We start from the raw sequence: 26,231 nt of genomic DNA, 5'->3' as shown, positions 1-26,231 counted from the left end.
CCGTCCTCCGCAGCTGCCAGGCCGTCCTTGACGGCCGCGAGCACGGTGTCACGCTAGACCAGTACGGGCGATCACACGTTCTTATGGTTGCTACGAATCTCTCACCTCAGTTCGGCATCACATACGCATAGATCCGACCGCGCGAGACCGACGCCTCGCGGACGCGGTTGCCGTTGTTGCCGGAGATCATGATCGGATTGCCCTGCGCGTCGATGCCGGTGATGATGCCGACATGGCCGCCCCGGCCTCCGCGCGACATCACTGCGATGGCGCCGACCTGCGGACCGGAGACACGCGTTCCGTAACGCGCGAACGAATTCGCCATATCGGAGCCGGTCCCTTGATGACCGGTGTGTTGCAACACCATGTTCATGAAGCGCGCGCACCACAGGCTGCCGCGCCCGGTCGGGTTGCCGCCGAGATAACGGCGCGCTTCCGAGACGAGGCCCGAGCCACCACCGAAGCCGCCCGCCGCCGTGCCGCCGCTGTTCGCGCTCGGGTCATAGCTGGCCTGCGTGTTCGTGAAGCCGTTCGCCTGCAACTGCGCGGCGCCGCGCTCGAAGCGCGAGCTGCGTGCGTAGTGATGATGCCTGCCGGCATGGTGCACGTAAGCATGCCGCTCTGCGCTGTGACGATGAGGCCGTGCCGATGCTGGAGAGATAGATGCGGCGAACGCCGCGGAGAAGAGAGCCAGCGCGATGACGTGACGCAGCCGGCCGAACGCAAACAACTCAAACATTCTTCATCCTTCGTTGACACCCCCAATCCCCGTCGGCCCGTGCGGTGGCCGACATCCGCCCGGCGTATCAGAATTTTGATGTGGCGAGATCAAGACCACGGCCGCTGAGATTTTGCGCACCGGTTAACAGGTGTTAGAACCATCATGCGTGAAATGCAGAACGGCATTCCAATGCCGCAACCGTGCCGGGAGGACCTTCATGCCTTACGCGACGACGAAGGACGCTTGCCGCCTCTACTTCGAGGAAGCAGGCCTCGGCACGCCGATCATCTTTCTGCACGAATTCGCGGCCGACTACACCAATTGGGAGCCGCAGATGCGATACTTCTCACGCGGCCATCGCTGCATCAGCTACTCGGCGCGCGGCTATGCGCCGTCAGACGTGCCCGCGTCAGCCGACGTCTACACTTACAAGCACTTCTACACCGACGCGCTGGCGGTGCTCGATCATCTCGGCATTGACAAGGCACATCTCGTCGGGCTTTCGATGGGCGCCTATTCGTCGCTTCAGATCGGATTGAGTTCGCCGCAGAGTGCGCTGTCGATGACGCTGGCCGGCGTCGGTTCAGGCTCGGAGCTCGACAATCTCGACGCCTGGCGCAAGCAGTGCCGCGCCAACGCCGAGCAGTTCGAAACGCTGGGCTCCGCGGAAGTTGCGAAAGTCACGCGCGAGGCGCCGAGCCGGATTCCCTTCCTGGTGAAGGATCCGCGCGGCCACGCGGATTTCTACGCCGCACTCGCGCGGCATGATTCCAGGGGCTCGGCCAATACCATGCGCGGCTTCCAGGGCGGCCGTCCCTCGATCTACACCTTGACGGATGCGATCAGGCGCGTGGCGACGGCGGCGCTGATCATCTGCGGCGACGAGGATGATCCGTGCGTCGGGCCGAGCCTGTTCCTGAAGAAACATCTGCCGGCCGCCGGGCTCGCGATGTTTCCGAAGTCCGGCCACGTGCTCAATCTCGAGGAGCCCGCGCTATTCAACGAAACGGTGGAGCGATTCATCACGCTGGTGGAAGCCGGCCGCTGGCCGGTGCGCGATCCGAGGTCGGTGCCTGTGAGTTAGTACGAAGGCGTCACCGCGTACTCCGTCATTGCGAGCGCAGCGAAGCAATCCAGAATCCCTCTGCGGAAAGACTCTGGATTGCTTCGTCGCTGCGCTCCTCGCAGTGACGGCAGACTATTTACCGCCGCCCCGACTCAGCAAAAACACGCCCTGCTCGCCGAACAGATTCCACACCCACCAGGGCAGCCTGAGCCGCAGCGGGCGGCCGTAGAGATCGAGCGCTTCGGCGCGCTCCATCTTCACGCCGATCTCGTCGCAGAGCTGGACGAAATCCTTGATGGTGCAGAAATGGATGTTGGCGGTGTCGTACCAGGTCGCCGGCAAATTCTCCGTGCGCGGCATGTGGCCGCCGATCAGGAGCTGCAAGCGCATCTTCCAGTAGCCGAAGTTCGGGAACGACACGATGGCGCGGTGGCCGATGCGCAGGAGATTTTCCAGCACGACCTTCGGCTGCCGCGTCGCCTGAAGTGTCTGCGACAGGATCACGTAGTCGAAGGCGTCGTCCGGATAGTTGATGAGGTCGGTGTCAGCGTCGCCCTGCACCACCGCGAGCCCCTTGGCGACGCAGCGGTTGACGCCCTCGCGCGACAGCTCGATGCCACGGCCATCGATGCCGCGGTTTTCCAGGAGCTGCAACAGATCGCCGTCGCCACAGCCGACGTCGAGCACCTTCGAGCCGCGCCTGACCATCTCCGCGACCAGCAGATGATCGGAGCGGTAGTGACCTTCCTGTTCAGCCGCAAGGCCGTCGAGCGGCAGCACTTCCTGTACAGACATCGCTAGCCGCCCTTGCCGTTGAGGCCGCGCGCCTTGCCCGCCGATTGCAGGAAGGCGCGGGAGATATCGAAGAATTCGGGGACATCGAGCAGGAAGGCGTCATGGCCGCGATCGGTCTCGATCTCGGCGAACGACACCCGCGCGCTCGACGCGTTGAGCGCGTGCACCAGCGCGCGCGATTCCGAGGTCGGGAACAGCCAGTCGCTGGTGAAGGACACCACGCAGAAGCGTGTCTTCACGCCGGCAAACGCCTTCGCGAGCACGCCGCCATGGTCGCCGGCGATGTCGAAATAGTCCATCGCCCGCGTCAGGTAGAGATAGCTGTTGGCATCGAAACGCTCGACGAAGGACGAGCCCTGGTAGCGCAGATAGCTCTCGACCTGGAAATCCGCATCGAACGAGAACGTCGGCAGCTCGCGGTCCTGCATGCGCCGGCCGAACTTGCGGTGCAGCGCCGCATCCGAGAGATAGGTGATGTGTGCGGCCATCCGCGCCACCGCGAGCCCGCGATGCGGATGGATGCCGTGATCGGTATAGCGGCCGTTGTGCCAGTCGGGATCGGCCATCACGGCCTGACGACCGAGCTCGTGGAAGGCGATGTTCTGCGCGGAGTGCCGCGTCGAGCAGGCGATCGCGAGCGCGGAGAACACGCGGCCAGGATAGGCCGCGGTCCATTGCAGCACCTGCATGCCGCCCATCGAGCCGCCGACCACGGCAAACAGCGTGTCGATGCCGAGGCGATCGATCAGCATCGCCTGCGCGCGCACCATGTCGGGGATGGTGATGATCGGGAAATCAAGGCCCCACACCTTGCCCGTCGCCGGATTGAGCGAGGCGGGTCCCGTCGAGCCCATGCAGCCACCGATCACGTTGGCGCAGATGATGAAGTAGTGGCTGGGATCAAGGGGCCGGCCGGGCCCGACCAGGGTCTCCCACCATCCAGGCTTGCCGGTGACGGGGTGCACGTTCGCGACGTGTTGGTCGCCCGTCAGCGCGTGGCAGATCAGCACGGCGTTGGAACGCTCGGCATTGAGCTCGCCATAGGTCTGGTAGGCGATCTGGAACGGGCTGAGGTCGATGCCGCAATCGAGCGACAACGGCTGCTCGGCGCCGAAATACGCAACCTGCGAACTCGGATGATCCGCCTCGTGCGAGCGCTCTTCGGCGATCGCGGGGCTCGGTACTGACGTGACGCCAACCATCTGACCATCGACCTCGTTTGCGACGGCCCTCAAGCCGCCGCTGACATCAGGCCATGAAAAACCCGGCCTGAACGATAGGTTCGGCCGGGATCGGATGCGTCCCCGGCCTGTTTAGCGAGTTTTTTAACGTGGCTGCAAGCCGGCCGGCTCAAATGACCACGGAACAGGCAAAAACTAGTTGCTGGCGCGGTTTTCGTCAAGCCGAGGCGCCGATTAACCAAAGGGAGCCTTGCGAAGTCACGCGAAATGACCGTCATTTCTCTTTGCTTTCGGCGTCCATCCTGCCTAATCAAGACCCATAGCGCCCGCGGATCCGGCACAGCCGATCCGCCTTTCACGAGCCCCTGACAGACTGACAGATATGTCCCAGCGTCCGCCCGCGCCACCATCGCTCCAGGAATTGCGCAAGGAGATCGACGCGATCGACGAGCAGGTGCATCGCCTGTTGATGCAGCGCGGCGACATCATCGATCGCCTGATTCAGGCCAAGCAGACGCAGGAAGTCGGCTCGGCGTTCCGGCCGGCACGCGAGGCCAGCATGATGCGCCGCCTCGTCGAGCGCCATCGCGGCATCCTGCCGCTCGACACTATCGAGAGCATCTGGCGCGTCATCATCTCGACCTTCACGTATGTGCAGGCGCCGTTCTCGGTGCATGCCGACGTCTCGGTCGGCGAGTCCGCAATGCGGGATTCGGCGCGATTCCATTTCGGCTTCACCACGCCCTATGTGCCGCATTTCAGCGCGCAGGCCGCCGTCGAGGCGCTGGCGAAATCGAAGGGCGATTTGGCGCTGGTCTCGGCGATCTCGAGCCGCACGCCGTGGTGGAGTGAGCTCGAGGCCGAGGGCGCGCCGAAAATCATCGCGCGGCTGCCATTCCTCGAGCGCGCCGACCATCCGGCCGCGCTGCCCGTCTTCGTGATCTCGCGGGTCGCCGATGACGCCATGGTCACGGAGGTCCAGACCTGGAGCGTGCGCGTGTCCGGCTGGAACGCCGACACGGCGAGGGCGCTGGCGCCACTCGCCGACATCGTCGCGGTGCCCGATACTGCATTCGACGGCGCGGCGCTGTTGGTGTCGGAGGCCGGCATTGGGTTCGAGACAATCAAGATGGCCCTGATCCGGGCTGGCGCCTCGGTCCGTTCGTCGGCTCTCGTCGGCGGCCACGCAACGCGCTATACGGTGCCCCCGACCGGGACGAGATCCTAAGATTTCGATCCGTCCCGCCATTCCGGAGTCCAAGATGTCACGCCCCGTGCCGAATCCCGGCATTCTCGATATTGCGCCCTATACGCCCGGCAAGAGCCCCGTGCCGGAACCGGGCCGCAAGGTGTTCAAACTGTCGGCGAACGAGACGCCGTTCGGGCCCTCGCCCAAGGCGATCGAGGCCTTCACGCATGTGGCGACGCATCTGGAGGACTATCCGGAAGGCACCTCGCGCGTGCTGCGCGAAGCGATCGGCCGCACCTATGGTCTCGATCCCGACCGCATCATCTGCGGCGCCGGCTCGGATGAGATCCTCAATCTGCTCGCGCACACCTATCTCAGCCAGGGCGATGAAGCGATCTCCACCGCACACGGCTTCCTGGTCTACCCGATCGCGACCATGGCGAACGGTGCCAGGAACATCGTGGCGGCGGAGTCGAACTTCACCGCCGACGTCGACGCCATCCTGAAGGCGGTGACGCCGCGCACCAAGCTCGTCTGGCTCGCCAACCCCAACAACCCGACCGGCACCTATCTGCCGTTCGACGAGGTCAAGCGCCTGCGCGCGGGCCTGCCGTCGCACGTGCTGCTCGTGCTCGACGCCGCCTATTGCGACTACGTGTCGCGTAACGACTACGAAATGGGGATCGAGCTGGTCGCGACCACCGAGAACACGGTCGTGACCCATACCTTCTCCAAGATCCACGGCCTCGCCGCGCTGCGCATCGGCTGGATGTTCGGTCCTGCGCATATCATCGATGCCGTCAACCGCATCCGTGGTCCGTTCAACGTCTCGACGCCGGCGATGTATGCCGCGGTTGCCGCGATCGAGGATACCGCGCATCAGCAGATGTCGAAGCAGTTCACCGAGACCTGGCGCAACTGGCTGACCGAGGAGATCGGCAAGCTCGGGCTGAAGGTGACGCCGAGCGTTGCGAACTTCGTGCTGATCCATTTTCCGGCCGAGAAAGGCAAGACCTCGGACGAAGCCGACGCCTTCCTGACCAAGCGCGGACTGGTGCTGCGCGCGCTGAAGAATTACGGCCTGCCCCATTCACTGCGCATGACCGTCGGCACCGAGGAAGCCAACCGCCTCGTGGTTCAGGGCCTGCGCGACTTCATGGGCGGCGGCAAATGAGCGTCGCCCCGCACTTCCAGCGCGTTGCTCTGATCGGCTTCGGCCTGATCGGTGGCTCGATCGCGCGCGCGGCAAAGCTCCAGGGCCTGGCTTCCGAGATCGTCACCACGGCACGCTCGGAGAAGACGCGGGCCCGCGTCGCGGAGCTCGGCATCGTCGACCACGTGGTCGCAACCAATGTCGAGGCCGTGAAGGACGCCGACCTCGTCATCCTCTGCATTCCCGTCGGCGCCTGCGGCCCGGTGGCGCAGGAGATCGCAGCGCATCTAAAGCCCGGCGCGATCATCTCGGACGTCGGCTCGGTGAAGGGTGCGATCGTCAGGGACATGGCGCCGCATCTGCCGCAGGGCATTCACTTTGTACCGGCGCATCCTGTGGCGGGCACCGAGCATTCGGGCCCGGATTCCGGCTTCGCCGAGCTGTTCATCAACCGCTGGTGCATCCTCACGCCGCCGGAGGGCGTCGACGCTGCCGCCGTCGATCGATTGCGCGCGTTCTGGGCCGCGCTCGGCGCCAAGGTCGAGATCATGACACCGGATCATCATGATCTCGTGCTCGCGATCACCAGCCATCTGCCGCATCTGATCGCCTACACCATCGTCGGCACGGCCGATGAGCTGCAACAGGTGACGGAATCCGAGGTGATCAAGTTCTCCGCCGGCGGTTTTCGCGACTTCACGCGCATCGCGGCGTCCGATCCGACGATGTGGCGCGACGTGTTCCTCGCCAACAAGGAGGCCGTGCTCGAGATGCTCGGCACCTTCAACGAGGACCTTGCCAAGCTCACGCGTGCGATCCGCCGCGGCGACGGTGAAGCGCTGTTCGACCACTTCACCCGCACCCGCGCCATCCGCCGCGGCATCGTCGAGATCGGCCAGGATTCGGCCGCGCCGGACTTCGGCCGCCCGCATCCTCCGCTGACGAAGCAGTAGACGCCAAGTCTCTCCTCCGTCATTGCGAGGAGCGAAGCGACGAAGCAATCCAGACTGGCCCAGCAGAAGCTTTCTGGATTGCTTCGCTTCGCTCGCAATGACGGGGTCAATACAGCGGCGGGAGCTGCGCGACCTTCAGCGCGCCGAGCATCACGGCGCCATCGGCGAAGCGCAGCGGGAAGCTGCGCGCCTTCTTGCCTTCCAGGGTGCTTTCGGTGCCGAGCGCATTGATGCCGGCGGCGACGCCGACATTGGCATTCTGCTTCACCACCTTGCCGAGGCCGGGAATTGCGCGGTCGAGCGCGCCGAACAGGTTGTTGAGGTCCTGCGACTTCACACCCGGCGCGACGCGGTCGAGCGTTGCCTGCGGCACGCCCTCTTCGAGCATTTTATCGATACCAAGCGCGGGGATCACGCGCTCGAGGCCCGCCACCGTCATCTGCAATTCGCCGTCGAGGCGGCCGTTCGGCGAGATGCCGAGCGTGCCGGCGGCGACCGCGATCATCTCGCCCTGCTGGATGCGCGACTGCACGATCTCGATATGGCCGCCGGCGGCCTGGAGCTCGCGGAAACGCTGCGGCCACGGCTTTGGCGTCAGGTCCTTCAGCCCCGTAATCTTCGAGCGCACGCCCGCTTCGAACGGCTCAGCCAGCAGCGGATGCACGCCCTGGATGCTGCCTTGCGCGATCTGGACCACGGTTTCAATGATGGGGTTGTCGCGCGACGACCCTTCCGCAAGGCGCCCGTGCAGTTCGACCAGCTTGGCCTTGGCAACCGGCACCTGCACCGAGCCGTCGACGCGATTGATGGTGGGATCGTCGAACACGATCGAGGCGTGATCCGGCACGGCCGGCAGGCCGACCACGCTGCTGCGACCCTTGCTCCAGTTCACCACGAAGGAGGTCTGCGTCACGCCGTCGGTCAGCGTCGCCGGCGCGGTGAATTCGGCGATCACGAGCTTGGGATCATAGACCTGGGCGACGACCAGGATGTTGTCGAGCTTGGCCGTGAACGGGGTCTTGCTCGCGGTCTGCGAGACCAGCGACACGCTGGCGCCGGAGCACTGCACCTCGAACCGGAACGGGAAACCGGCGATCGAGCGCCTGGCGCAATCATAGATGCGGCCCGACTTGGCCTCCTGGGCGCGCCAGGCGTCGGCGGCCACTTCGGCCTGCGAGGTGGCATAGAACCAGAAACCGCTCCAGGCGACTGCAAGGATCAGGAGGAGGACGGGTGCGATGAAAAGGCCCCAACGGGAACGGGGGCGCCGGCTGGCGGCAACGGTCATATCAGACATGCGGCGACCCTTTGACCCCAGATTTTGGCAAATGTAAGCGAGGTCGCCCTTCGGCGAAAGGCGGAGAATTCGCTTCGCTTGGGCGGCGGGCTCTGGTAGCGGTGCCAAACATGTCCGAGATCACCCTCCCCTCCATCACGACGGCTGCCGGCGACCTCTGGGTGTTTGGCTATGGCTCGCTGATGTGGCGCCCGGGCTTCGCGTTCGAGGAGCGCGTGCCGGCTCGGCTCGTCGGCGAGCATCGCGCGCTCTGCGTCTATTCCTTCGTCCATCGCGGCACGCCAGAGAAGCCGGGCCTCGTGCTCGGGCTCGACCGCGGCGGCGCCTGCCGCGGCATCGCCTTCCGCGTCGCTGCCAAGAGCCGCGCCGAGGTCGTCGCCTATTTGCGCCAGCGTGAGCAGGTCACTTCGGTCTATCGCGAGGTGATGCGCTCGGTGTGGCTGGAGAACGATGCGCGGCAGCGTGTCAGTGCGCTCGCCTACGTCGTCGATCGCGGCCACGTGCAATATGCGGGACGCCTGTCGCTTGCCGAGCAGCACCGCCACGTGTTGCAAGGCCGCGGCCAGTCCGGCGCCAACCGCGACTACGTCACCGCGACCGTGAAGGCGATCGAGGCCGAAGGTTTTCGCGATACGCAGCTCCATCAGCTTGCGGCAATGCTGCACGACGATGCCCATTCCCTGCGACACCCGGCTCCGGCCAACGAGCGCGACGAGCGCTAGCTGCTTGAAGCCACGTAGCTCGGTGCGCTACCGATGAGCAGCTCCTGCTCCTTCCGTCCGGCTTCGACGATGCGCCCCGTGGCCTCCTCGATCGCGTCACGAACGCGCGCGATGAACTCATCCTTCGGCAGCCCCGGCGGCAGCGGATCCAGAAATTGCACCACTAGCGTGCCGGGATAACGCATGAAGGTGCGGCGCGGCCAGAACAGGCCGGAGTTGAGCGCGACGGGAAGGCACGGCACGCCGCAGGCCGAATAGATCTGAGCGAAGCCGGTCTTGTAGTCCGGCGGCGCGCCTGGCGCGCGGCGGGTGCCCTCCGGGAAGATCACGAGCTGGCGGCCGGAGCGCACCGCATCGCGCGCACGCCGCGTCATGTCCAGGAGCGCCTTGACGCCGGCGCTGCGATCGATCGCGATCATGCCGGTCTTGCCCAGGAACTGACCGAACACCGGAATGTGCATGAGCTGGCGCTTCAGGATGAAGATCGGCCGGTCGAAGAAGCGCAGCAGCGCGAACGTCTCCCAGAACGAATGGTGCTTTGACGCGATCACCAGCGGCCCTGTCGGGATCTTCTCCACGCCTCTGAATTCCACCTTGATGTTGCAGATCACCCGCATCAGGAACAGCGTCGAGTTCGCCCACCATTCCGCGACCGTCAGCATCGCGCGGGGCGACATCAGGAAGGTCGGCAGCGCAATGATCGCCCAGAACACCAGGACGGCGTAGAACAGCACGTTGAAAACGAGCGAACGCAGGAAGAGCAAGAACATCAACGATCCTAATTGGCCTGTGCGGTAGTGGGCCGTTTCGGCTGCACGCCAGAAGGCTGCTCCGACACTTCGGGCGAAAGGTCAATCCCGAAATCCTCGAGCCGCACGCGCAGCTCGGCGGCAACATACTTGACATACTCCGACAACAGGAGCCGCAGCGTCGAGGACGAGGTCCACCATGGTTCCTCCCGCCATTTGTCGCCGACCACCGCAAACGGGATCAGCGTGATCTCCGGCATCGCGTGCGAGAATTCCACCAGCGCGCGCGGCATGTGATAGTTCGAGGTCACCACGATCAGCGACTTGAAGCCGCGCTCATGCGCCCAGCGCCGCGTCTCCGCCGCATTGCCGCGGGTCGAGACCGCATAGCGGCCGAGATCGACGCAGCAGCGCATGTAGGACTGGTTCTCCGGCAGCGTCCGCGAGATATCGCTGACCGTGGAGGTCGGGTGCACGCCGGAGATCAGGAGCCGCCTGCCGTAGCCCGCCGCGAGCAGCTCCATCGCATCCGACACCCGCGACGATCCGCCGGTCAGGACCACGATGCCGTCCGCCTTATGGTCCGGCGCAAGCTCGGCGCCGCGCATCTGGGACAGGAACGCGACGAAACCCGCCGCCGCACCGACGAAGACGAACGCGAGCGTCGACACGACGGCCGCACGCAGCCAGCCGTGCGGCAACTTCGGCGATCGATCGTCGGTCGGCGAGGTCATGCGATGTGGTGGTCCCTTCCCCAGGTGATTTTAGGACGTTTTGAGACGAAGTGGAGTCCGGTTTCGCCTGCCGGGCTCTACTCGACATCGTTCAGCGTCGCGAACAGCGTCTGACGCGACGCCACCGCCGTGATCGCGCCGATCAGGACCGCCTGCACCGCGAGCACGACGTAGCCCGACGGCCGCAGCGAGAAGGTGCCGAGCAGGGCGGCGAACTGGTCGCCGACCGGGGTGCCGGAGAACCAGCCGGCGATCGACTCGGAGAAGCCGAACAACAGCATGGCGATGCCACCGCCGATCACGCCGCCCTCTAAGCCCAGGCGAAGGAAATGCCGCAGGAAGCGGTTGGCGATGTAGCGGTCGCCGGCGCCGACGAAATGCAGGACCTCGACGATCGGGCGGTTGGCGGCCATCGCACCGCGCGTTGCGAACGACACCGAGATGATGGTCGCGACGATGACGAGCGCGAGGATGCCGAGGCCGGCGAGCACAGTGGCGTTAGTCATCGAGCGCATGCGCTCGATCCAGGCGCGGTGATCGTCGACGCTCGCGCTTGGGGCGACCTGCGCCACGCGACCGCGCAAGACGGCGAGATCGAGCACTGTCCCCGGCTGCACGCGGGCAATGATCATGCGCGGCACCGGAAGATCGTCCATCGACAGGCCGGTGCCGAGCCAGGGCTCGAGCAGCTTGCCGGATTCGTCCTTGCTGAACGGCTTGACCTCGACGATACCCGGCTGCGCGCGCATCGCTTCCGTCACCGCGGCGGTGTCGCGCTCGATGTCGCGCCCGGCCTGGGGGCGGACCTGGATGGTGATTTCGCTCGCGACATCCGACTGCCATTCGGCCGCCGACGCGCTCACCAGCAGCACCGTGCCGGTGGTCATCGAGGCAAGGAAGGTCATGATCGCGACGACCGCGACCAGCGCGCGGCCGTGGATCGAGGCGCGCGGCACGATCGGCGACATGTTGCGCGCTTTCGCGGGGACCTGCGGACGCTCCTGTCCGAGGTCGACAAAGACGCCGCGCTCGTCGGTCCTATTCATAGACGTGCAGTCGTCCCTGGTGCAGCACGAGCCGGCGCGCCTCGTACTGGTCCATCAACCCGATATCGTGGGTCGCAATGATGACGGCGGTGCCGGATTTGTTGAGCTCGATGAACAGCCGCAGCAGCCTGCGACCGAGCGTCGGATCCACGCTGCCGGTCGGCTCGTCCGCCAGCAGAAGCTGCGGCCGCGAGATCACCGCGCGCGCGATCGCCGCGCGCTGCTTCTCGCCGCCCGACAGGATCGGCGGCAGCGCGTCCATGCGCTCGCCGAGCCCGACCCAGCGCAGGAGATCGATGACCTCCTTGCGGTAGCTGGATTCGCTGCGACCCATCACGCGGAACGGCAGCGCGACGTTCTCATAGGTCGTCATGTGGTCGAGCAGGCGAAAGTCCTGGAGCACGATGCCGATGCGCTTGCGCAAGTCGGCGATCTCGTCCTTGCCGAGCAGCGAGATGTCGTGGCCGAACAGATTGACGAGGCCGCGCGTCGGCCGTAGCGACAGGAATAAGAGGCGCAGCAGCGACGTCTTGCCGGCGCCGGAAGGGCCGGTGAGGAACTGGAAGGAGTGCGCCGGGATCTGGAAGCTCAGGTCGCGCAGAATCTCCGGCCCCAGACCGTAACGCAATCCGACATTTTCGAACCGAACCAAGCTCAGCTCCGTTCGAGGTGGGGCGCGACGCACGCCGCATAACTCTGCCACACGCGATGAAAGCCTTGTGCGCCGTTATGGTTTCCGATTCGTTAACGGTCGCCTTGTAGCATCGAAAGAGCCCGGTTCCGCACGATCGGGTCATCGCCGAGGCCGGTCCATGCACATCGTTTGCCCCCATTGTACGACATCCTACGCCATCAAGCTCGCAAGCCTTGGGGCGAATGGGCGCACGGTGCGCTGCTCCCGCTGCAAGGAGACCTGGGTGGCGCGGCCCGAGGACGCCGTTGAGGAAGTTCAGGTGCCGGCCATGGCCGCGGCGAGCCAGGGGGAGGATCAGTCCGACGTCGCCGAGCAGTGGAACAGCTACGCCCGGGAGAACGCTGCCGATGCGCCGGTGGTCGACAGCCCTTCGATCGCCAGCGACTGGCCCACCGAGGAGACCAAGGACGACGACTGGTCGGAGGCCGCGGCCGCCGACCACGAATTGGCCGGAGAGCCGCACCAGTCCTGGTTCCGCGGGCTGTTCCGCCGCCGCGCCCGGATTGCCCGTCCGGCGAGCCGGCCGGCGCGAAAGTCCACTTTCGGCCTGCCGACCGCCTGCGCGGCCATGGGCGCGCTGGCTATTGCGCTCATGGTCTGGCGCGCCGACATGGTCCGGCTGCTGCCGCAGACCGCGGCGTTCTACAAGCTGGTCGGCCTGGAAGTGAATCTGCGCGGCCTCGCCTTTAGGGACGTCAAGGTGACTTCAGAGACCGTGGACGGCAAGCAGGTGCTGGTGATCGAAGGCGCGATCGTCGGCGAGACCAAGAAGGCGGTCGACATCCCGCGGCTGCGTTTCTCGGTGCGTGACGCGCAAGGCGCCGAGATCTACGCCTGGAACGCAGTGCTGGAGCAGACCGTGCTGCATCCCGGCGAGCGCGCCCTCTTCAAGTCGCGCCTGGCCTCGCCGCCACCTGAAGGCCGCAATATCGATATTCGTTTCTTCAACCGGCGTGACATCGCCGGCGGCAGCGCGTAATCGGGGCTGCCGGCTTCCGCAAAGGTTTGGCCCGATGCCAAAGGTGTTGATCGCCGATGACGAGGAGTCCATGCGCATGCTGGTGGCGCGTGCCATCGCCATGGACGGCCACCAGACCGTCACCGCGCAGGACGGCGCCGAAGCGCTGGAAATCCTCACGCGGGAGGACGGCGCATTCGACCTTCTGCTGACCGACATCCAGATGCCCGTGATGGACGGCATCGCGCTCGCACTCTCGGCCGCGCGCGATTTTCCGGACCTGACGATCTTGCTGATGACCGGCTTTGCCGATCAGCGCGAGCGCGCCTCGAACCTGAATGCGCTGGTGCATGACGTGGTGACGAAGCCGTTTTCGGTGGCCGATATCCGCACCGCAGTCGCCGATGCGCTCGCGGCGAAGAAGGGGTAGCGCGGCCGCTACACCATCAGTGTCGTCTTCGCCTCGATCACCGCTGTCATGCCCCGGCTTGACCTGGTCAAGCCGGGGCATCCAGTACGCCGCAGCCTCTCGGTTGAATCACTGCCGTCTCTGGAATGCTGGATCGCCCGGTCAAGCCGGGCGATGACACGGAGTGTGTGGGCGTGCCAAAAGCGCGCGTCGCAGGATATCCGCGATGACGTCGCCTCAAAAATCCTTCAGCAGGCGCTCGAGATAGTCGAGCTCGATCTGCGGCCGCGAGGGGTCCCCTAAGCGGCGGCGGAGCTCTTCGAGGATGCGGCGGGCGCGCTGGACGTCGATCTCGCCGGGGATCTTCACCGTGTAGTCGTCGCTGAACTCGCGGCCGTGCAAGGGACGGCCGAGCGGGTCGGTCTGGTTGCCGCCGCTCTGCTGACGGCCGGCGCGATTGCCGGGGCCATCGCCCTGGCCGTCGCCATCGCCCTGCTGCATGGCCTCGGCCATCTTCTGCGCGCCCTTGCGCAGCGCGTCGAGCGCCTTGCCTTGCGAGTCCACGGCACCGTCGGCATTGCCTTCGCCGAGCTTGTTGCCGGCATCGCCCATGGCGTTGTCGGCTGTATCGAGACCGCCGTCATCATCGCCCTGGTCGGCATCCTGATCGCCGCCCTGGCCCTGACCCTGCTGGCCCGGCTCGCCCTGTTGTCCCTGCTGGCCTTTCTGGCCCTTCTGACCCTTTTGGCCATTCTGGGAGAGGCCGCGCTTGGCGAGTTCGTCCTGAAGCTTCTTCAGCCGATCGCGCAGCGCCTGCTGATCCTGCTGCAGGTCGGACATCGACTGATCGCCCTGCTGGCCCTGCTTGCCGCGATTGCGTTCGCGCCGGGAATCCTGGCCCTGCTTGAAGGTCTTGTCGCGCAATTGCTGCTGCTTGCGGATCATGTCGCCGAGCTCGTTGAGCGCCTGCTCCATGTCGCTCTCGCCGCTCTGGCCCGGCTGCGCCATCTGAAGACCCTCCAGCATCTGCTGGAGCTGGTCGAGCAATTGCTTGGCCGCATCCTTGTCGCCGGAGCGCGACAGGCGCTCCATGCGGTCGATCATGTTGTTGAGATCCTGCTGGCGCATGACCTTCGTGTTGGGATCAAGCGGCCGGGCGAGCTGCTGCGGATTGTTGCGGAACTGCTCGGCGAGCTGGCGCATGAAATTGTCCAGCGCCTGACGCAGATCCTGGGTGAGCTTCTTGATCTCCTCGTCGCTCGCGCCGCGCTCCAGCGCCTGCTTGAGCGCGTCCTGCGCCGCGCGCAGCGCCTTGTCGACATCGGTGATGTTGCCGTCCTCGATCGTCACCGCAAGCGCCCAGAGGCTTGCGACGACGTCGCGCAGCGCATCGTCAGTGCGGGCAGCCTCGAGCTGCCTCGCGATGGTGTAGAGGCCGAGATACTGCCCGGTCTCCGGCGTGAACAATTCCGGCGCAATCATCAGCGCATCGATCGCGGCATAGACGTCGGAGTTCTTGTTGGCATCGAGCGCCAGGATGCGGCGCTGCTCGATCAGCGCGCGCGCCAGCGGTTTGGTGAAGAGACGCTCGGGCAAACGCATGTTGAAGGGCTCGCTCTTCGCCTCGTTGCCCGCCTCGTCCTTGGCGGTCAGCGTCAGTGCGACGTCGGCGCCGGCGTAGGGGTCCTCGCTGAGGTCCTTGACGGTCTGGCCGAGGCCGTTGCGGGTGCGCGCGTTCGGCAACACGAGTGCGAATTGCGGCGGCTGGAACAGCGGCCGGGGCGCCGCCTTCTGCTCGTCGGACTTCTGGGCATCGGACGGACGCACGGCGAATTGCGCCTCGGCGCCGGTGACGCCGTAATCATCCTCGATCTTGTAGGAAAGCTGTAGCGCGCCCCTCGCCTGACGCTCGGGATCCTTGGCCAGTGAAATCGTCGGCGGCCGGTCGGGCGTCGCGGCGAACTTCCATTGCGGCTGGCCGGAGGGCGCGCGGACATGCGCGGTGCCGTCGCTCGCGATGGCAAAATGCTTCTCGTTGGTGCCCTTCGGGGCCTGCTCGTTCGGCGCAACTTCCTTGAGGCCGCCGGAAACCACGACATCGAGGCTGCCGCCGGAGGAGCGCACGATCAGCGTCGAGCCGGCGGGAACGGCGAGCGGGCCGCTCGCGGGAAGTGCGGCGGCCTCCCTGTTGGCGGCCGACAGGATGATCGGCGGCTTGGAGGTGTAGACCGGCGGGGTGACCCAGGCGTCGACGCGAACATTCGTCGGTGCCAGCACGCCGTTCCAGTCGAAAACGGCGCCCATGCGCATGGCGCGCTCGTCGCCGGCGGCGAAGAAGGTCGCAACCAGCATCACCATTACGAGCCCGCGCAGCGCCCAGGGATCGTGGATCGCGAGCCGTGGATGCGGCAATCCGGCGCGGATGCGCTTGAGCGAGGCCAGCGTGCGCTCGCGCTGCGCCTGCCACAGCGCCTGGGCAACCGGGTCCTGCGTGCTCAAGGTGTCGGTGAGCGTCGTCGCCGGGCGGTGGCGGATGCCGGACCCGTTGTCCAGCCGGCTCAGGCCCTGCTCTCGGCTCGGCCAACGGAAGCGAATCAGCGGGAACAGGGCTGCGAGCGCGGCGACGGCAAACAGGCCAAGCCCGACCGCGCGAGCGATGAACGGCAGCGCCAGCCAGAGGCCAGCCCAGGATACCACCAGAAACAATCCGACAACGGTCAAAAACCGCGCCAAATGCGGCCAGGCGCGCTCCCAGGCCATCGCATATGTGGCCCGCTTGAGGGCCTGCGCCAGCTTCAACCGCGACAGAGCATCGCCATCGCGGATCGGGTCTGACGGGTCGGGGGTGACGCCGTTCAATCAGCTCTCCAAGTTGCCTGGAACGACACCCTAGCACAACGGCAGCACTGAGGCACCCGTTCCTCTACGGGACCCCGCACCCGAGCGGTGCATAACACGAAGGCGTGACTGGTTGTGTTCGGCACCGTAGGTTCGGCCACCATCCGTCAGGCAAGACAAGATACGAGGAAGGCCATGGACAAGAAGATGCACGACAAGGGGCTGGAAGTTCGCAAAGCGGTGCTGGGCGAGGCTTATGTCAACAATGCCCTGAAGAACATCGACGACTTCAACCGGCCCTTCCAGGAGATGCTCAACGAATATTGCTGGGGCACGGTGTGGGGCCGCGAGGAGCTGCCGCGCAAGACCCGGAGCATGCTCAACATCGCGATGATCGCGATCCTCAACCGCCAGCACGAGTTCCGCGCGCACCTTAAGGGCGCGCTGACCAACGGCGTCACCCGCGACGAAATCCGCGAGATCCTGATGCAGGTCGCGATCTACGGCGGCATGCCGGCCGCGGTCGACAGCTTTCGCATCGCGCGCGAAGTGTTTGCGGAGATCGATGGCAAGGCGTGAAGTCTAGCGCTGCAAGGGACGCAACAGCATTGCTCCGACGTCGTCCTGGCGAAAGCCAGGACGACACCGAGGGTTGGAGCTCCGGTCTCGACAACAACAACAAACACAAGGAAACACCATGGACATTGGATTCATCGGCCTCGGAAACATGGGGTTTCCGATGGCGCGGCGGCTCGTCGAGGCGGGGCATCGGCTCGTTGCGTTCGATACGCGAAATGAGGTCCTCGACACGCTGGTCGCGCGCGGTGCGAAGGCCGCAACATCGCCGAAGGATGTCGCCGACCAGGTCGAGACCGTGATGGCGAGCCTGCCGTCGCTGCAAGCCTCGCTCGAGGTCGCCACCGATGCGAACGGCGTGATCGAAGGCAAGCGCATCAAGCGCTTCGTCGACCTGTCGACCGTCGGCTCGCAGATGGCGGTGAAGATTCACGGCCTGCTGGCGAAACGCGACATCGTCCAGATCGACAGCCCCGTCTCCGGCGGCGTCGGCGGCGCGGAGAAGGGCACGCTGGCCGTGATGGTGTCGGGACCGCGGAGCGAGTTCGAGACCATCAAGGCCGCGCTCGACGTGATCGGAAAGGTGTTTTTCATCGGCGAGAAGCCGGGCGCGGCCCAGACCATGAAGCTTGCGAACAATTTCCTCTCGGCGACCGCGATCGTGGCGACATCGGAAGCGGTGGTGATGGGCGTGAAGGCCGGGCTCGATCCGGCCGTGATGATCGACGTCATCAATGCGGGCTCCGGCATGAATACCGCAAGCCGCGACAAGTTTCCGCGTTCGGTCCTGCCGCGCAGCTTCGACTTCGGCTTCGCGACGGGGCTGATGGTGAAGGACGTGCGGCTGGCGCTGGAGGAGATGAAGCAGCTCGGCCTGTCGATGGAGGTCGCGGATGCTGTCGGGCGTCTCTGGGAGACCGTGATCAGCGAGGAAGGCGCAGCCTCGGATTTCACAGCGGCGATCAAGCCGATCGAGAGGAAGGCGGGGGTTGTGGTTGGCGGGAAGAGGTGACGGGTTGGCGGGGAGGTAGCTTTCGCTTGCAAACCAATCCCCTCGGACAAGCGAAGCGCAGATCCAGCACCCATTACCACAGAAAGGAGTTTGGCGAAGACCCGCGGTTAGTAGCTTCGCGCCAAATCAATCCCTGGGGTAATGGGTCCCTGGCTTTCGCCAGGACGACACTGGGGAAGGAGGCGGGGGTGTACTGCTCTAACCGGTCACAGCCACGGCGCCGGCTTGTCCATCGCAATGAGCTGCTCGACGTCGATGCGGGGGCGCACCACCGCGTACTGATCGCCCTTGACCAGCACCTCCGGCACCAGCGGCCGCGTATTGTACGTGCCGGCCTGCACGGCACCGTAGGCGCCGGCGGTCATGATCGCGAGCAGATCGCCCGGCTTCGGCGTCGGCAGCGTGCGGTCGAGCGCGAGGTAGTCGCCGGTCTCGCAGACCGGGCCGACGACGTCGGCCAAAATCGTCGGCGCGCCCGCGGCGGGCTGCGTCACCGGCAGGATGTCGTGATGGGCTTCATACAGCGTCGGACGGATCAGGTCGTTCATCGCAGCGTCGATGACGACGAAGTTCTTGCCGTCGCCGTGCTTCACATAGATCACCTTCGTGACCAGGATGCCGGCATTGCCGACGATCATGCGGCCCGGCTCGAACATCAGCGTGCAGCCGAGATTGTGCGTGATGCGCCTGACCATGGCGGCATAGGCGGCGGGCGCGGGCGGCGCCTCGCGGTCCATGTAGTAGGGAATGCCGAGGCCCCCGCCGAAATCGACATGCGAGATGTTGTGGCCGTCGGCGCGCAGCGCCTGGACGAATTCGGCGAGGATGCGGAACGCGATCTCCATCTTGGAGAGATCGGTGATCTGGCTGCCGATATGCACGTCGGTGCCGGTCACCTCGATGCCGGGCAGCTTGGCTGCCCGCGCATACACCTGACGGGCGTGGACGATCGGGATACCGAACTTGTTCTCGGACTTGCCGGTGGAGATTTTTGCGTGCGTGCCGGCGTCGACGTCCGGATTGACGCGCACGGAGATGCGCGCGGTCTTGCCCATCTCGCTGGCGAGCCGTGACAGCAGCTCGAGCTCGGGCTCGGATTCGACGTTGATGCAGAGGATATCGGCGGCGAGCGCCGCGCGCAGCTCGGTCTCGGTCTTGCCGACGCCGGAGAACAGGATCTTGCTAGCGGGGATACCGGCAGCGAGCGCGCGCTTCAACTCGCCGCCAGAGACCACATCGGCGCCAGCGCCAAGCTTGGCCAGCGTGCGCAGCACCGACTGGTTGGAGTTCGCCTTCATGGCGTAGCAGACCAGAACCTTCTCGCCGGCGAAAGCATCCGTGAAGACGCGGTAATGCCGCTCGAGCGTCGCGGTCGAGTAGCAATAGAAGGGCGTGCCGACGGTCGCGGCGAGGTCGGAAAGGTTCACCGCTTCGGCGTGCAGGACGCCGTTGCGGTAGTCGAAATGGTTCATGGCGTTCGCTCAGTGATCCCGGCTCACTTGCCAGGCTTTTCGTCCAGCAGCGGGTCGAGGACAAACGATTTCTTCTTGCCCTTGGCAGCGGCGGGCGCAGCATCCGAACCATAGGTGGGATTGAACACGCTCGGCGTCTTCTGGGCCTCGGTCTCCGTGTCGGTGGGAGCCGGGGCAACGTTCGCCGTGGACGCGTTGGAGGCGGTCGGCGGCAGATCGAGCGGCCCCTTGCGGCCGCAGCCGGCCAGCGCCAGCGCGCTCAGGCTCAAGACAATGATGGCCCACCCCGAGCCGGTCGGGCGAAACTTTGACGTCACGACGAGATCCCCACTACGCGGGCCGCACCATACAGAGATTGGCGCGCTCTGGCGAGAGCCGGATGACCATGAAAAACAAGCGAAATTTTGCCCTCAGCCCGATTTTCGCTCTTTTTCCAAGCGCTTCGCCCAGGCCTTGGCCTGAGCCGTCACGTTCTTCGGCGCGGTACCGCCAAAGCTGGTGCGGCTCTTCACCGACGATTCGACCGAGAGCACGCCGAGCACGTCCTTCGTAATCTTCGGCTCGATCGCCTGCATTTCCTCGAGCGGAAGCTCATGGAGCGCGACGCCATCGCTCGCGGCCTTCGCCACGATGCGGCCGGTGACGTGATGGGCCTCGCGGAACGGCATTTTCAGCGTCCGCACCAGCCAGTCGGCAAGATCGGTCGCAGTGGCATAGCCCTCCCCCGCCGCCGCCTTCATCTTGGCTTCATCCGGCACGAGGTCGCGGACCATGCCCGTCATGGCGCGGATCGCGAGCGACAGCGCGGCAAAACCCTCCATCGCGCCCTGCTTGTCCTCCTGCATGTCCTTTTGATAGGCGAGCGGCAGGCCCTTCATCACGATCAGGAGGCCGCTGAGCGCACCGATGACGCGCCCCGTCTTGGCGCGCACGAGCTCGGCGGCGTCAGGGTTGCGCTTCTGCGGCATGATCGAGGAGCCGGTGGTGAACTTGTCGCTGAGGCGGATGAGGCCCACGAGCGGCGAGGTCCAGATCACGATCTCTTCCGCAAAGCGCGACATGTGCACGGCACAGATCGAGGCCGCGGAGAGCGTCTCCAGCACGAAGTCGCGGTCGGAGACCGCATCGAGCGAATTCGCCATCGGCCGGTCGAAGAGAAGCGCTTTCGCGGTGGCGTGGCGGTCGATCGGGAACGAGGTACCGGCGAGCGCGGCGGCACCCAGCGGAGATTCATTCAGCCGCTTGCGGGCATCCTGAAAGCGGCCGCGATCGCGCGCGGCCATCTCGACATAGGCGAGCAGATGGTGGCCGAAGGTGACGGGCTGCGCGGTCTGCAAGTGCGTAAAGCCGGGCATGACGGTTGCGGCATGTTCCAGCGCGCGTTCCACCAGCGCCTGTTGGAACGCAGCGAGCGCCGCATCGGTCTCGTCGATGACATCGCGGACATAAAGGCGGAAGTCGGTCGCGACCTGGTCGTTGCGCGAGCGTGCGGTGTGCAGGCGGCCGGCGGCGGGGCCGATCAGCTCGGACAGGCGGCTCTCGACATTCATATGGATGTCCTCAAGCGCGCGCTTGAACGTGAAGCCGCCCTTGCCGATCTCTGACAAAATCGTGTCTAGACCCTTGCCGATATTTTTCGCATCAGAGGCCGTGATGATGCCTTGAGCGGCGAGCATCGCGGCATGGGCCTTGGACGCGGCAATGTCCTGGGCGAAGAGGTGACGATCGACGTCGATGGAGACGTTGATTTCCTCCATGATCTCGTCGGGACGTTCCGAGAACCGGCCGCCCCACATCTTGTTGCTCATGATCCCCTGCTCACGCCTTGCTGCTCGCTGCGGCCTGTGCCGCAGGTTTGCTGGCCGCAGCCAGCCGTATTAAGAGGCCCCTGATAGCCATATCTGCGACCGGATGACAAACGATATGCTCGACCCCAACGACATGCTCGACCAACGGAAGGCGCGGTCCGCCACGCGCCGGATCCCCCTCGTGATCGCCACCGTGGCGGTCGGGGGCCTGGTCGGCTTTGCCGCGCTGTACGGGTTGGGCCTGAAGCGGGGGCCGGCGGGCGATCCGGCCTGCCGCGCCGCGGTCCAGACCGCCAGCAGGATCGCGCCGCTCGCCCATGGCGAGGTGGCCGCGCTGACCATGGCGACCGCCCCGTTAAAGCTGCCTGACCTCGCCTTCGAGGACGCCGACGGCCAGCCGAAGAAGCTCTCCGACTTCCGTGGCAAGACCGTGCTGGTCAACCTCTGGGCGACCTGGTGCGTGCCCTGCCGGAAGGAAATGCCGGCGCTGGAGGGACTCCAGACCAAGCTTGCGGGGCCGAATTTCGAGGTGGTCGCGATCAATATCGACACCCGCGACCCCGAGAAGCCCAAGACTTTCCTGAAAGAGGCCGGCCTGACCCGTCTCGGCTATTTCAACGACCAGAAAGCCAAGGTTTTCCAGGATCTTAAAGCCATAGGCCGGGCATTGGGCATGCCCACCTCGGTGCTTGTCGACCCGCAGGGCTGCGAGATCGCCACCATCGCCGGCCCCGCCGAATGGTCGAGCGACGACGCGTTGAAGCTGATCCAGGCCGCGGTGAAGCCTGCCGCCGCGTCGCTTTAGGCCGTAACGTTGAGATTGTTGCCGATGCCGGCGCCGACATTGGCGCGCGAGGGCTGGCCGGCTCCGAGCAGCGTCAGGACGGCGGATTTCTCCGCATCCATGTTCTGCTTCGTCACGGTCGCCGCGATGTTCGACTGCAACGCGCCTTGCTGAGCGGTCAGCATGCTGCTGACCATGGCCATCATGTCCATACGCATACCCTCGTACGGGCGGCAGCCTAGGGGCGAGGGGTTAACGAGAGGTGGATGCTCGCCCAGCAATAACTCGTCATACGCGGGCTTGACCCGCGTATCCATCGACACAAAGGATTCTTTTGAAAGGATGGATTGCCGGGTCGAGCCCGGCAATGACAAGACTTTACCGCGTCGGGACCGGCTTGGCGCCGCGGTAGTCGTAGAAGCCGCGCTGCGTCTTGCGGCCGAGCCAGCCGGCTTCGACGTATTTCACCAGCAGCGGGCACGGGCGGTATTTTGAGTCGGCCAGCCCCTCATGCAGCACCTGCATGATGGAGAGACAGGTGTCGAGGCCGATGAAATCGGCCAGCTCCAGCGGGCCCATCGGATGATGGGCGCCCAGCTTCATCGCCGCGTCGATCGCCTCGACGTTTCCGACGCCTTCATAGAGCGTGTAGATCGCCTCGTTGATCATCGGCAGCAGAATGCGGTTGACGATGAAGGCCGGGAAATCCTCGGAGACCGCGACCTGCTTGCCGAGCTTGGCAACGAATGCCTTGGAGGCCTCGAAGGTGGAATCATCGGTGGCGATGCCGCGGATCAGCTCGACCAGCTCCATCAGCGGCACCGGATTCATGAAGTGAATGCCGATGAAGCGCTCGGGGCGGTCGGTGGCCGCGGCAAGGCGGGTGATCGAGATCGAGGAGGTGTCGGAGGCGACGATCGCTTCGGGCTTCAGGATCGCGCAGAGCTCGTGGAAGATCTTGCGCTTGACCTCTTCCTTTTCGACCGCAGTCTCGATCACGAGGTCGCAGTCGGCGAGGTCATCGAGCTTCTCGGCGAGCGTGATGCGCGACAGCGCCTTGGCCTTGTCGTCCTCGCTGACGGCCTTCTTGGAGACCTGGCGCAACAGATTACCGTTGATGGTGGCCATGCCCGACTTCAGACGGTCGGCCGAGATGTCGTTGAGCACCACGTCGAAACCGGCCAGCGCCGCGACATGGGCGATGCCATTGCCCATCTGCCCCGCGCCGATCACGCCGACCTTCTTGATCTCTGCCATAATGTCATCCACCGGAACGGCGCGGATGCCGCGCCCTGCCTATCCCCCGTGAGCCGGGGGTCCGATTTAATCAGAACCCGGGCTCGAAACCTAGATTGGATCGCGCCCTTCCGGTTGTCCCCGCGAAAGAAAGCGCCTCAGAAATGAAACACCGGCCGGAGTTAGCACATCCGGCCGGTGTTTTTACGGTGTTTTACTTGCCGAGCTTGCCGAGTTCGGCCGTGAGCTCAGGAACCGCCTGGTAGAGGTCGGCAACCAGGCCGTAGTCGGCGACCTGGAAGATCGGCGCGTCCTCATCCTTGTTGATCGCGACGATCACCTTGGAGTCCTTCATGCCGGCGAGATGCTGGATCGCGCCGGAGATGCCGACGGCGACATAGAGCTCGGGGGCCACGACCTTGCCGGTCTGGCCGACCTGCCAGTCGTTCGGCGCATAGCCGGCGTCGACCGCCGCACGCGAGGCACCGACACCGGCGCCCAGCTTGTCGGCGAGCGGCTCGATGTACTTTGCGAAGTTTTCCCGGCTCTGCATGGCGCGGCCACCGGAGACGATGATCTTCGCCGAGGTCAGCTCGGGGCGGTCGCTCTTGGCGACTTCCTCGCCGACAAAGGACGACAGGCCCGGATCGGCCGCCGCCGCGACGCTCTCGACGCTCGCGCCGCCACCGGCCGGCGCAGCGGCGAAGGTCGAGGTGCGCACCGTGATGACCTTCTTGGCGTCCTTCGACTTCACCGTTTGGATGGCGTTGCCGGCATAGATCGGACGTTCGAAGGTGTCGGGCGCGACGACTTTGATGATCTCCGAGATCTGCATCACATCGAGCAGGGCTGCGACGCGCGGCATCACGTTCTTGAAGCGCGAGGTCGCAGGCGCGACGATCGCGTCATAGCCGGACGCCAGCGAGACGACCAGCGCGGCCAGCGGCTCGGCGAGATCGTGCGCGTAAGCTTCGCCGTCGGCGAGCAGCACCTTCTTCACGCCAGCGAGCTTTGCGGTAGCCTCCGCCGCGCCCTTGGCGTTCTGGCCGGCGACCAGCACGTCGACGTCGGCGCCGAGGGCGGCGGCCGCCGTCAGGGCCTTGTTGGTCGCATCCTTCAGCGACGCATTGTCGTGTTCGGCAATCAGAAGCGTCGTCATCAGAGCACTCCGGCTTCGTTCTTGAGTTTCGACACCAGCTCGGCGACGTCCTTGACCTTGACGCCGGCCTTGCGGCCCGGTGGCTCCGTCGTCTTGAGAACTTCGAGGCGCGCGGTGACGTCGACGCCGTAATCGGCGACGGTCTTCTCCGCAATCGGCTTCTTCTTCGCCTTCATGATGTTGGGCAGCGAGGCATAGCGCGGCTCATTGAGGCGGAGATCGGTGGTGACGATCGCCGGTCCCTTCAGCTTCACCGTCTGCAGGCCGCCATCGACCTCGCGGGTGACCTTGAAGTCAGATCCTTCGACCTCGAGCTTGGAGGCGAAGGTCGCCTGCGACCAGCCGAGCAGCGCGGCCAGCATCTGGCCGGTCTGGTTGCTGTCGTCGTCGATCGCCTGCTTGCCCAGAATGATCAGGCCCGGCTGCTCTTCGTCGGCGACCTTCTTCAGGATCTTGGCGACCGCCAGCGGCTCCACGTTGCCTTCGGCCTTCACCAGGATGCCGCGGTCGGCGCCCATGGCAAGACCGGTGCGGATCGTCTCGGACGCCTGCGCCGGTCCAATGGAGACCACCACGACCTCGGTGGCCTTGCCGCCTTCCTTCAGGCGCAGCGCTTCCTCGACCGCGATTTCGTCGAATGGGTTCATCGACATCTTGACGTTGGCGAGTTCAACGCCCGATCCATCGCCCTTGACGCGAACCTTGACGTTGTAATCGACCACCCGCTTCACCGGCACTAAGACCTTCATCGATCCTCTTTCACTTGAATTCTTGAGGGGGTTATCAACTGGCGCGGAACCTAATGGCCCGGCCCAGTCCGGTCAACGCGCGCGGAGGCCCAAAAATTGGCTTTGCGAGCCAATCTTGACGGTTCGCTTGGCGGTTTGCCTAGCGGTTCTGCCCCGGCACCCAGAGCACGTCACCAGCGCCATTATGATTGGCCGCGCGGCTCGCGACAAACAGGAAATCCGACAGCCGGTTCATATATTGGATGCCAGCCGCCCCGACCGGCTCGTCCGGCCGCGCGGCGAGTTCCACCATTACGCGTTCCGCCCTGCGGCATATCGTGCGCGCGACATGGAGATGGGCGGCGGCCGGGGTTCCGCCCGGCAGCACGAAGGAGGTGAGCGGGGCGAGCTTTTCGTTCAGCGCGTCGATGTCGCGCTCGAGCCGCTCGACCTGACTCGCCACGACCCGCAACCGCTCGGCCTTGCCCTCCCGCTCGGGCACCGCGAGATCGGCGCCGAGATCGAACAGGTCGTTCTGGATCCGGCCGAGCATCGCATCGAGCTCCGGCCAGTCGTTGACGTGCAATCGTGCCACGCCGATCGCGGCATTGGTCTCGTCGACGGTGCCGTAGGCCTCGATCCGCAGATCATATTTCGGACGGCGCTCGCCGGAGCCGAGCGCGGTCGTGCCGTCGTCACCGGTGCGGGTGTAGATGCGATTGAGAACGACCATGTTTACCTCTCAACGCCCCATCGCCCAGACCGCGAGCATGGCGATGACGATCGCCACGAACTGAAACAGCACGCGCAACCGCATCAGCTTCTGCGAGGTGTTGGGCGAGCCGCCGCGCATCATGTTGACGAGACCGAGCAGCAGCACCAGCGCCACGGCGCCGACAGCCACCGGCAGGATGAAAGAACTCAGGAGGGATGCCATTGGGGGTAGATAAC

The 26,231-nt window shown here is 65.3% G+C and carries 28 protein-coding genes and 1 riboswitch; of the genes, 10 read left to right on the top strand and 18 right to left on the bottom strand.

The window, feature by feature from the left end; genetic code table 11:
• Positions 1-106: 106 nt before the first annotated feature.
• Positions 107-739, bottom strand: coding sequence for a TIGR02594 family protein (locus QQL28_RS30375; protein ID WP_284271442.1), 633 nt, complete (start codon positions 737-739; stop codon positions 107-109).
• 199 nt (positions 740-938) lie between these two features.
• On the opposite strand from QQL28_RS30375, the gene QQL28_RS30370 reads away from it, so the two are divergent.
• Entirely contained in the window at positions 939-1,805 is an 867-nt protein-coding gene (locus QQL28_RS30370; RefSeq protein ID WP_284271441.1) for an alpha/beta fold hydrolase, read from the top strand.
• A gap of 114 nt (positions 1,806-1,919) precedes the next feature.
• Here QQL28_RS30370 and metW read toward each other — a convergent pair whose 3' ends face one another.
• Both metW and metX read right to left on the bottom strand, forming a co-directional pair.
• Positions 1,920-2,582, bottom strand: a complete 663-nt coding sequence (metW, locus tag QQL28_RS30365) for a methionine biosynthesis protein MetW (protein ID WP_284271439.1) — start codon at positions 2,580-2,582, stop codon at positions 1,920-1,922.
• A gap of 2 nt (positions 2,583-2,584) precedes the next feature.
• A complete protein-coding gene (gene metX / locus QQL28_RS30360) occupies positions 2,585-3,784 on the bottom strand; it encodes a homoserine O-acetyltransferase MetX (RefSeq protein WP_284271437.1) in 1,200 nt (399 codons plus the stop codon).
• Positions 3,785-3,874: 90 nt separating this feature from the next.
• Positions 3,875-3,954, bottom strand: a riboswitch (SAM riboswitch).
• A 191-nt stretch (positions 3,955-4,145) separates the two neighbouring features.
• Between metX and QQL28_RS30355 the strand changes: the two genes are divergently transcribed.
• Genes QQL28_RS30355 through QQL28_RS30345 form a run of 3 tightly spaced genes read left to right on the top strand, consistent with a single transcriptional unit; the run spans position 4,146 to position 7,058 of the window.
• On the top strand, positions 4,146-4,991 hold the full coding sequence (locus QQL28_RS30355) for a chorismate mutase (RefSeq protein ID WP_284271433.1): 846 nt from the start codon (positions 4,146-4,148) through the stop codon (positions 4,989-4,991).
• Positions 4,992-5,025: 34 nt separating this feature from the next.
• A complete protein-coding gene (gene hisC / locus QQL28_RS30350) occupies positions 5,026-6,126 on the top strand; it encodes a histidinol-phosphate transaminase (RefSeq protein WP_284271430.1) in 1,101 nt (366 codons plus the stop codon).
• Complete coding sequence (locus tag QQL28_RS30345) at positions 6,123-7,058, top strand: prephenate/arogenate dehydrogenase family protein (protein WP_284271428.1); 936 nt, start codon at positions 6,123-6,125, stop codon at positions 7,056-7,058. The genes hisC and QQL28_RS30345 overlap by 4 nt, the downstream gene beginning before the upstream one ends.
• Positions 7,059-7,164: 106 nt before the next feature.
• On the opposite strand, the gene QQL28_RS30340 is transcribed toward QQL28_RS30345, so the two are convergent.
• Positions 7,165-8,355, bottom strand: a complete 1,191-nt coding sequence (locus QQL28_RS30340) for a DUF2125 domain-containing protein (RefSeq protein ID WP_284271426.1) — start codon at positions 8,353-8,355, stop codon at positions 7,165-7,167.
• Positions 8,356-8,465: 110 nt separating this feature from the next.
• On the opposite strand from QQL28_RS30340, the gene QQL28_RS30335 reads away from it, so the two are divergent.
• Positions 8,466-9,077: a gamma-glutamylcyclotransferase gene (locus tag QQL28_RS30335; RefSeq protein WP_284271424.1), complete on the top strand. Its 612-nt coding sequence runs from the start codon at positions 8,466-8,468 to the stop codon at positions 9,075-9,077.
• On the opposite strand, the gene QQL28_RS30330 is transcribed toward QQL28_RS30335, so the two are convergent.
• From QQL28_RS30330 to ftsE, 4 genes are all read right to left on the bottom strand, one after another.
• Complete coding sequence (locus QQL28_RS30330; RefSeq protein ID WP_284271422.1) at positions 9,074-9,847, bottom strand: lysophospholipid acyltransferase family protein; 774 nt, start codon at positions 9,845-9,847, stop codon at positions 9,074-9,076. The two genes, QQL28_RS30335 and QQL28_RS30330, sit on opposite strands and share 4 nt — an antisense overlap.
• Before the next feature lie 8 nt (positions 9,848-9,855).
• Positions 9,856-10,560 (bottom strand): YdcF family protein, encoded by a 705-nt coding sequence (locus QQL28_RS30325; protein WP_284271421.1) that lies wholly within the window; start codon positions 10,558-10,560, stop codon positions 9,856-9,858.
• Between the two features lie 77 nt (positions 10,561-10,637).
• Positions 10,638-11,606, bottom strand: a complete 969-nt coding sequence (locus QQL28_RS30320; protein ID WP_284271419.1) for a cell division protein FtsX — start codon at positions 11,604-11,606, stop codon at positions 10,638-10,640.
• Entirely contained in the window at positions 11,599-12,258 is a 660-nt protein-coding gene (ftsE, locus tag QQL28_RS30315) for a cell division ATP-binding protein FtsE (RefSeq protein WP_027522156.1), read from the bottom strand. The genes QQL28_RS30320 and ftsE overlap by 8 nt, the downstream gene beginning before the upstream one ends.
• A 160-nt stretch (positions 12,259-12,418) precedes the next feature.
• Between ftsE and QQL28_RS30310 the strand changes: the two genes are divergently transcribed.
• Positions 12,419-13,279 (top strand): MJ0042-type zinc finger domain-containing protein, encoded by an 861-nt coding sequence (locus QQL28_RS30310; RefSeq protein WP_284271414.1) that lies wholly within the window; start codon positions 12,419-12,421, stop codon positions 13,277-13,279.
• Between the two features lie 34 nt (positions 13,280-13,313).
• A complete protein-coding gene (locus QQL28_RS30305) occupies positions 13,314-13,688 on the top strand; it encodes a response regulator (protein WP_284271411.1) in 375 nt (124 codons plus the stop codon).
• A gap of 216 nt (positions 13,689-13,904) precedes the next feature.
• On the opposite strand, the gene QQL28_RS30300 is transcribed toward QQL28_RS30305, so the two are convergent.
• Positions 13,905-16,526, bottom strand: coding sequence for a TIGR02302 family protein (locus QQL28_RS30300; protein WP_284271408.1), 2,622 nt, complete (start codon positions 16,524-16,526; stop codon positions 13,905-13,907).
• Between the two features lie 174 nt (positions 16,527-16,700).
• Between QQL28_RS30300 and QQL28_RS30295 the strand changes: the two genes are divergently transcribed.
• Together QQL28_RS30295 and QQL28_RS30290 are read left to right on the top strand one after the other, a co-directional pair.
• Positions 16,701-17,084, top strand: coding sequence for a carboxymuconolactone decarboxylase family protein (locus QQL28_RS30295; protein WP_284271405.1), 384 nt, complete (start codon positions 16,701-16,703; stop codon positions 17,082-17,084).
• Positions 17,085-17,202: 118 nt separating this feature from the next.
• Positions 17,203-18,093: an NAD(P)-dependent oxidoreductase gene (locus QQL28_RS30290; protein WP_284271403.1), complete on the top strand. Its 891-nt coding sequence runs from the start codon at positions 17,203-17,205 to the stop codon at positions 18,091-18,093.
• A gap of 206 nt (positions 18,094-18,299) precedes the next feature.
• Here QQL28_RS30290 and lysA read toward each other — a convergent pair whose 3' ends face one another.
• The 3 genes from lysA to argH all read right to left on the bottom strand — a co-directional run bounded on the left by lysA (position 18,300) and on the right by argH (position 21,373).
• On the bottom strand, positions 18,300-19,565 hold the full coding sequence (gene lysA / locus QQL28_RS30285; protein ID WP_284271401.1) for a diaminopimelate decarboxylase: 1,266 nt from the start codon (positions 19,563-19,565) through the stop codon (positions 18,300-18,302).
• Between the two features lie 23 nt (positions 19,566-19,588).
• Positions 19,589-19,882, bottom strand: a complete 294-nt coding sequence (gene lptM, locus QQL28_RS30280; protein ID WP_284271399.1) for an LPS translocon maturation chaperone LptM — start codon at positions 19,880-19,882, stop codon at positions 19,589-19,591.
• Between the two features lie 93 nt (positions 19,883-19,975).
• Positions 19,976-21,373, bottom strand: a complete 1,398-nt coding sequence (gene argH / locus QQL28_RS30275; protein ID WP_284271397.1) for an argininosuccinate lyase — start codon at positions 21,371-21,373, stop codon at positions 19,976-19,978.
• A gap of 115 nt (positions 21,374-21,488) precedes the next feature.
• On the opposite strand from argH, the gene tlpA reads away from it, so the two are divergent.
• On the top strand, positions 21,489-22,178 hold the full coding sequence (tlpA, locus tag QQL28_RS30270; protein WP_431309663.1) for a thiol:disulfide interchange protein TlpA: 690 nt from the start codon (positions 21,489-21,491) through the stop codon (positions 22,176-22,178).
• On the opposite strand, the gene QQL28_RS30265 is transcribed toward tlpA, so the two are convergent.
• From QQL28_RS30265 to QQL28_RS30240, 6 genes are all read right to left on the bottom strand, one after another.
• Positions 22,175-22,369: a putative motility protein gene (locus QQL28_RS30265; protein WP_284271394.1), complete on the bottom strand. Its 195-nt coding sequence runs from the start codon at positions 22,367-22,369 to the stop codon at positions 22,175-22,177. The two genes, tlpA and QQL28_RS30265, sit on opposite strands and share 4 nt — an antisense overlap.
• Before the next feature lie 166 nt (positions 22,370-22,535).
• Entirely contained in the window at positions 22,536-23,417 is an 882-nt protein-coding gene (locus QQL28_RS30260; protein ID WP_284271456.1) for a 3-hydroxybutyryl-CoA dehydrogenase, read from the bottom strand.
• Positions 23,418-23,607: 190 nt separating this feature from the next.
• Positions 23,608-24,552: an electron transfer flavoprotein subunit alpha/FixB family protein gene (locus QQL28_RS30255; RefSeq protein ID WP_284271391.1), complete on the bottom strand. Its 945-nt coding sequence runs from the start codon at positions 24,550-24,552 to the stop codon at positions 23,608-23,610.
• Positions 24,552-25,301: an electron transfer flavoprotein subunit beta/FixA family protein gene (locus tag QQL28_RS30250; RefSeq protein WP_284271389.1), complete on the bottom strand. Its 750-nt coding sequence runs from the start codon at positions 25,299-25,301 to the stop codon at positions 24,552-24,554. Before QQL28_RS30250 ends, QQL28_RS30255 begins: the two co-directional genes overlap by 1 nt.
• Positions 25,302-25,440: 139 nt before the next feature.
• A complete protein-coding gene (locus QQL28_RS30245; protein WP_284271387.1) occupies positions 25,441-26,013 on the bottom strand; it encodes a cob(I)yrinic acid a,c-diamide adenosyltransferase in 573 nt (190 codons plus the stop codon).
• Positions 26,014-26,022: 9 nt separating this feature from the next.
• A complete protein-coding gene (locus tag QQL28_RS30240) occupies positions 26,023-26,217 on the bottom strand; it encodes a twin transmembrane helix small protein (protein ID WP_284271385.1) in 195 nt (64 codons plus the stop codon).
• Positions 26,218-26,231 lie beyond the last annotated feature (14 nt).

It is taken from the genome of Bradyrhizobium iriomotense (assembly GCF_030160715.1).
Lineage (GTDB): Bacteria > Pseudomonadota > Alphaproteobacteria > Rhizobiales > Xanthobacteraceae > Bradyrhizobium > Bradyrhizobium iriomotense.
This window is presented reverse-complemented; position numbering and strand designations above follow the sequence as displayed.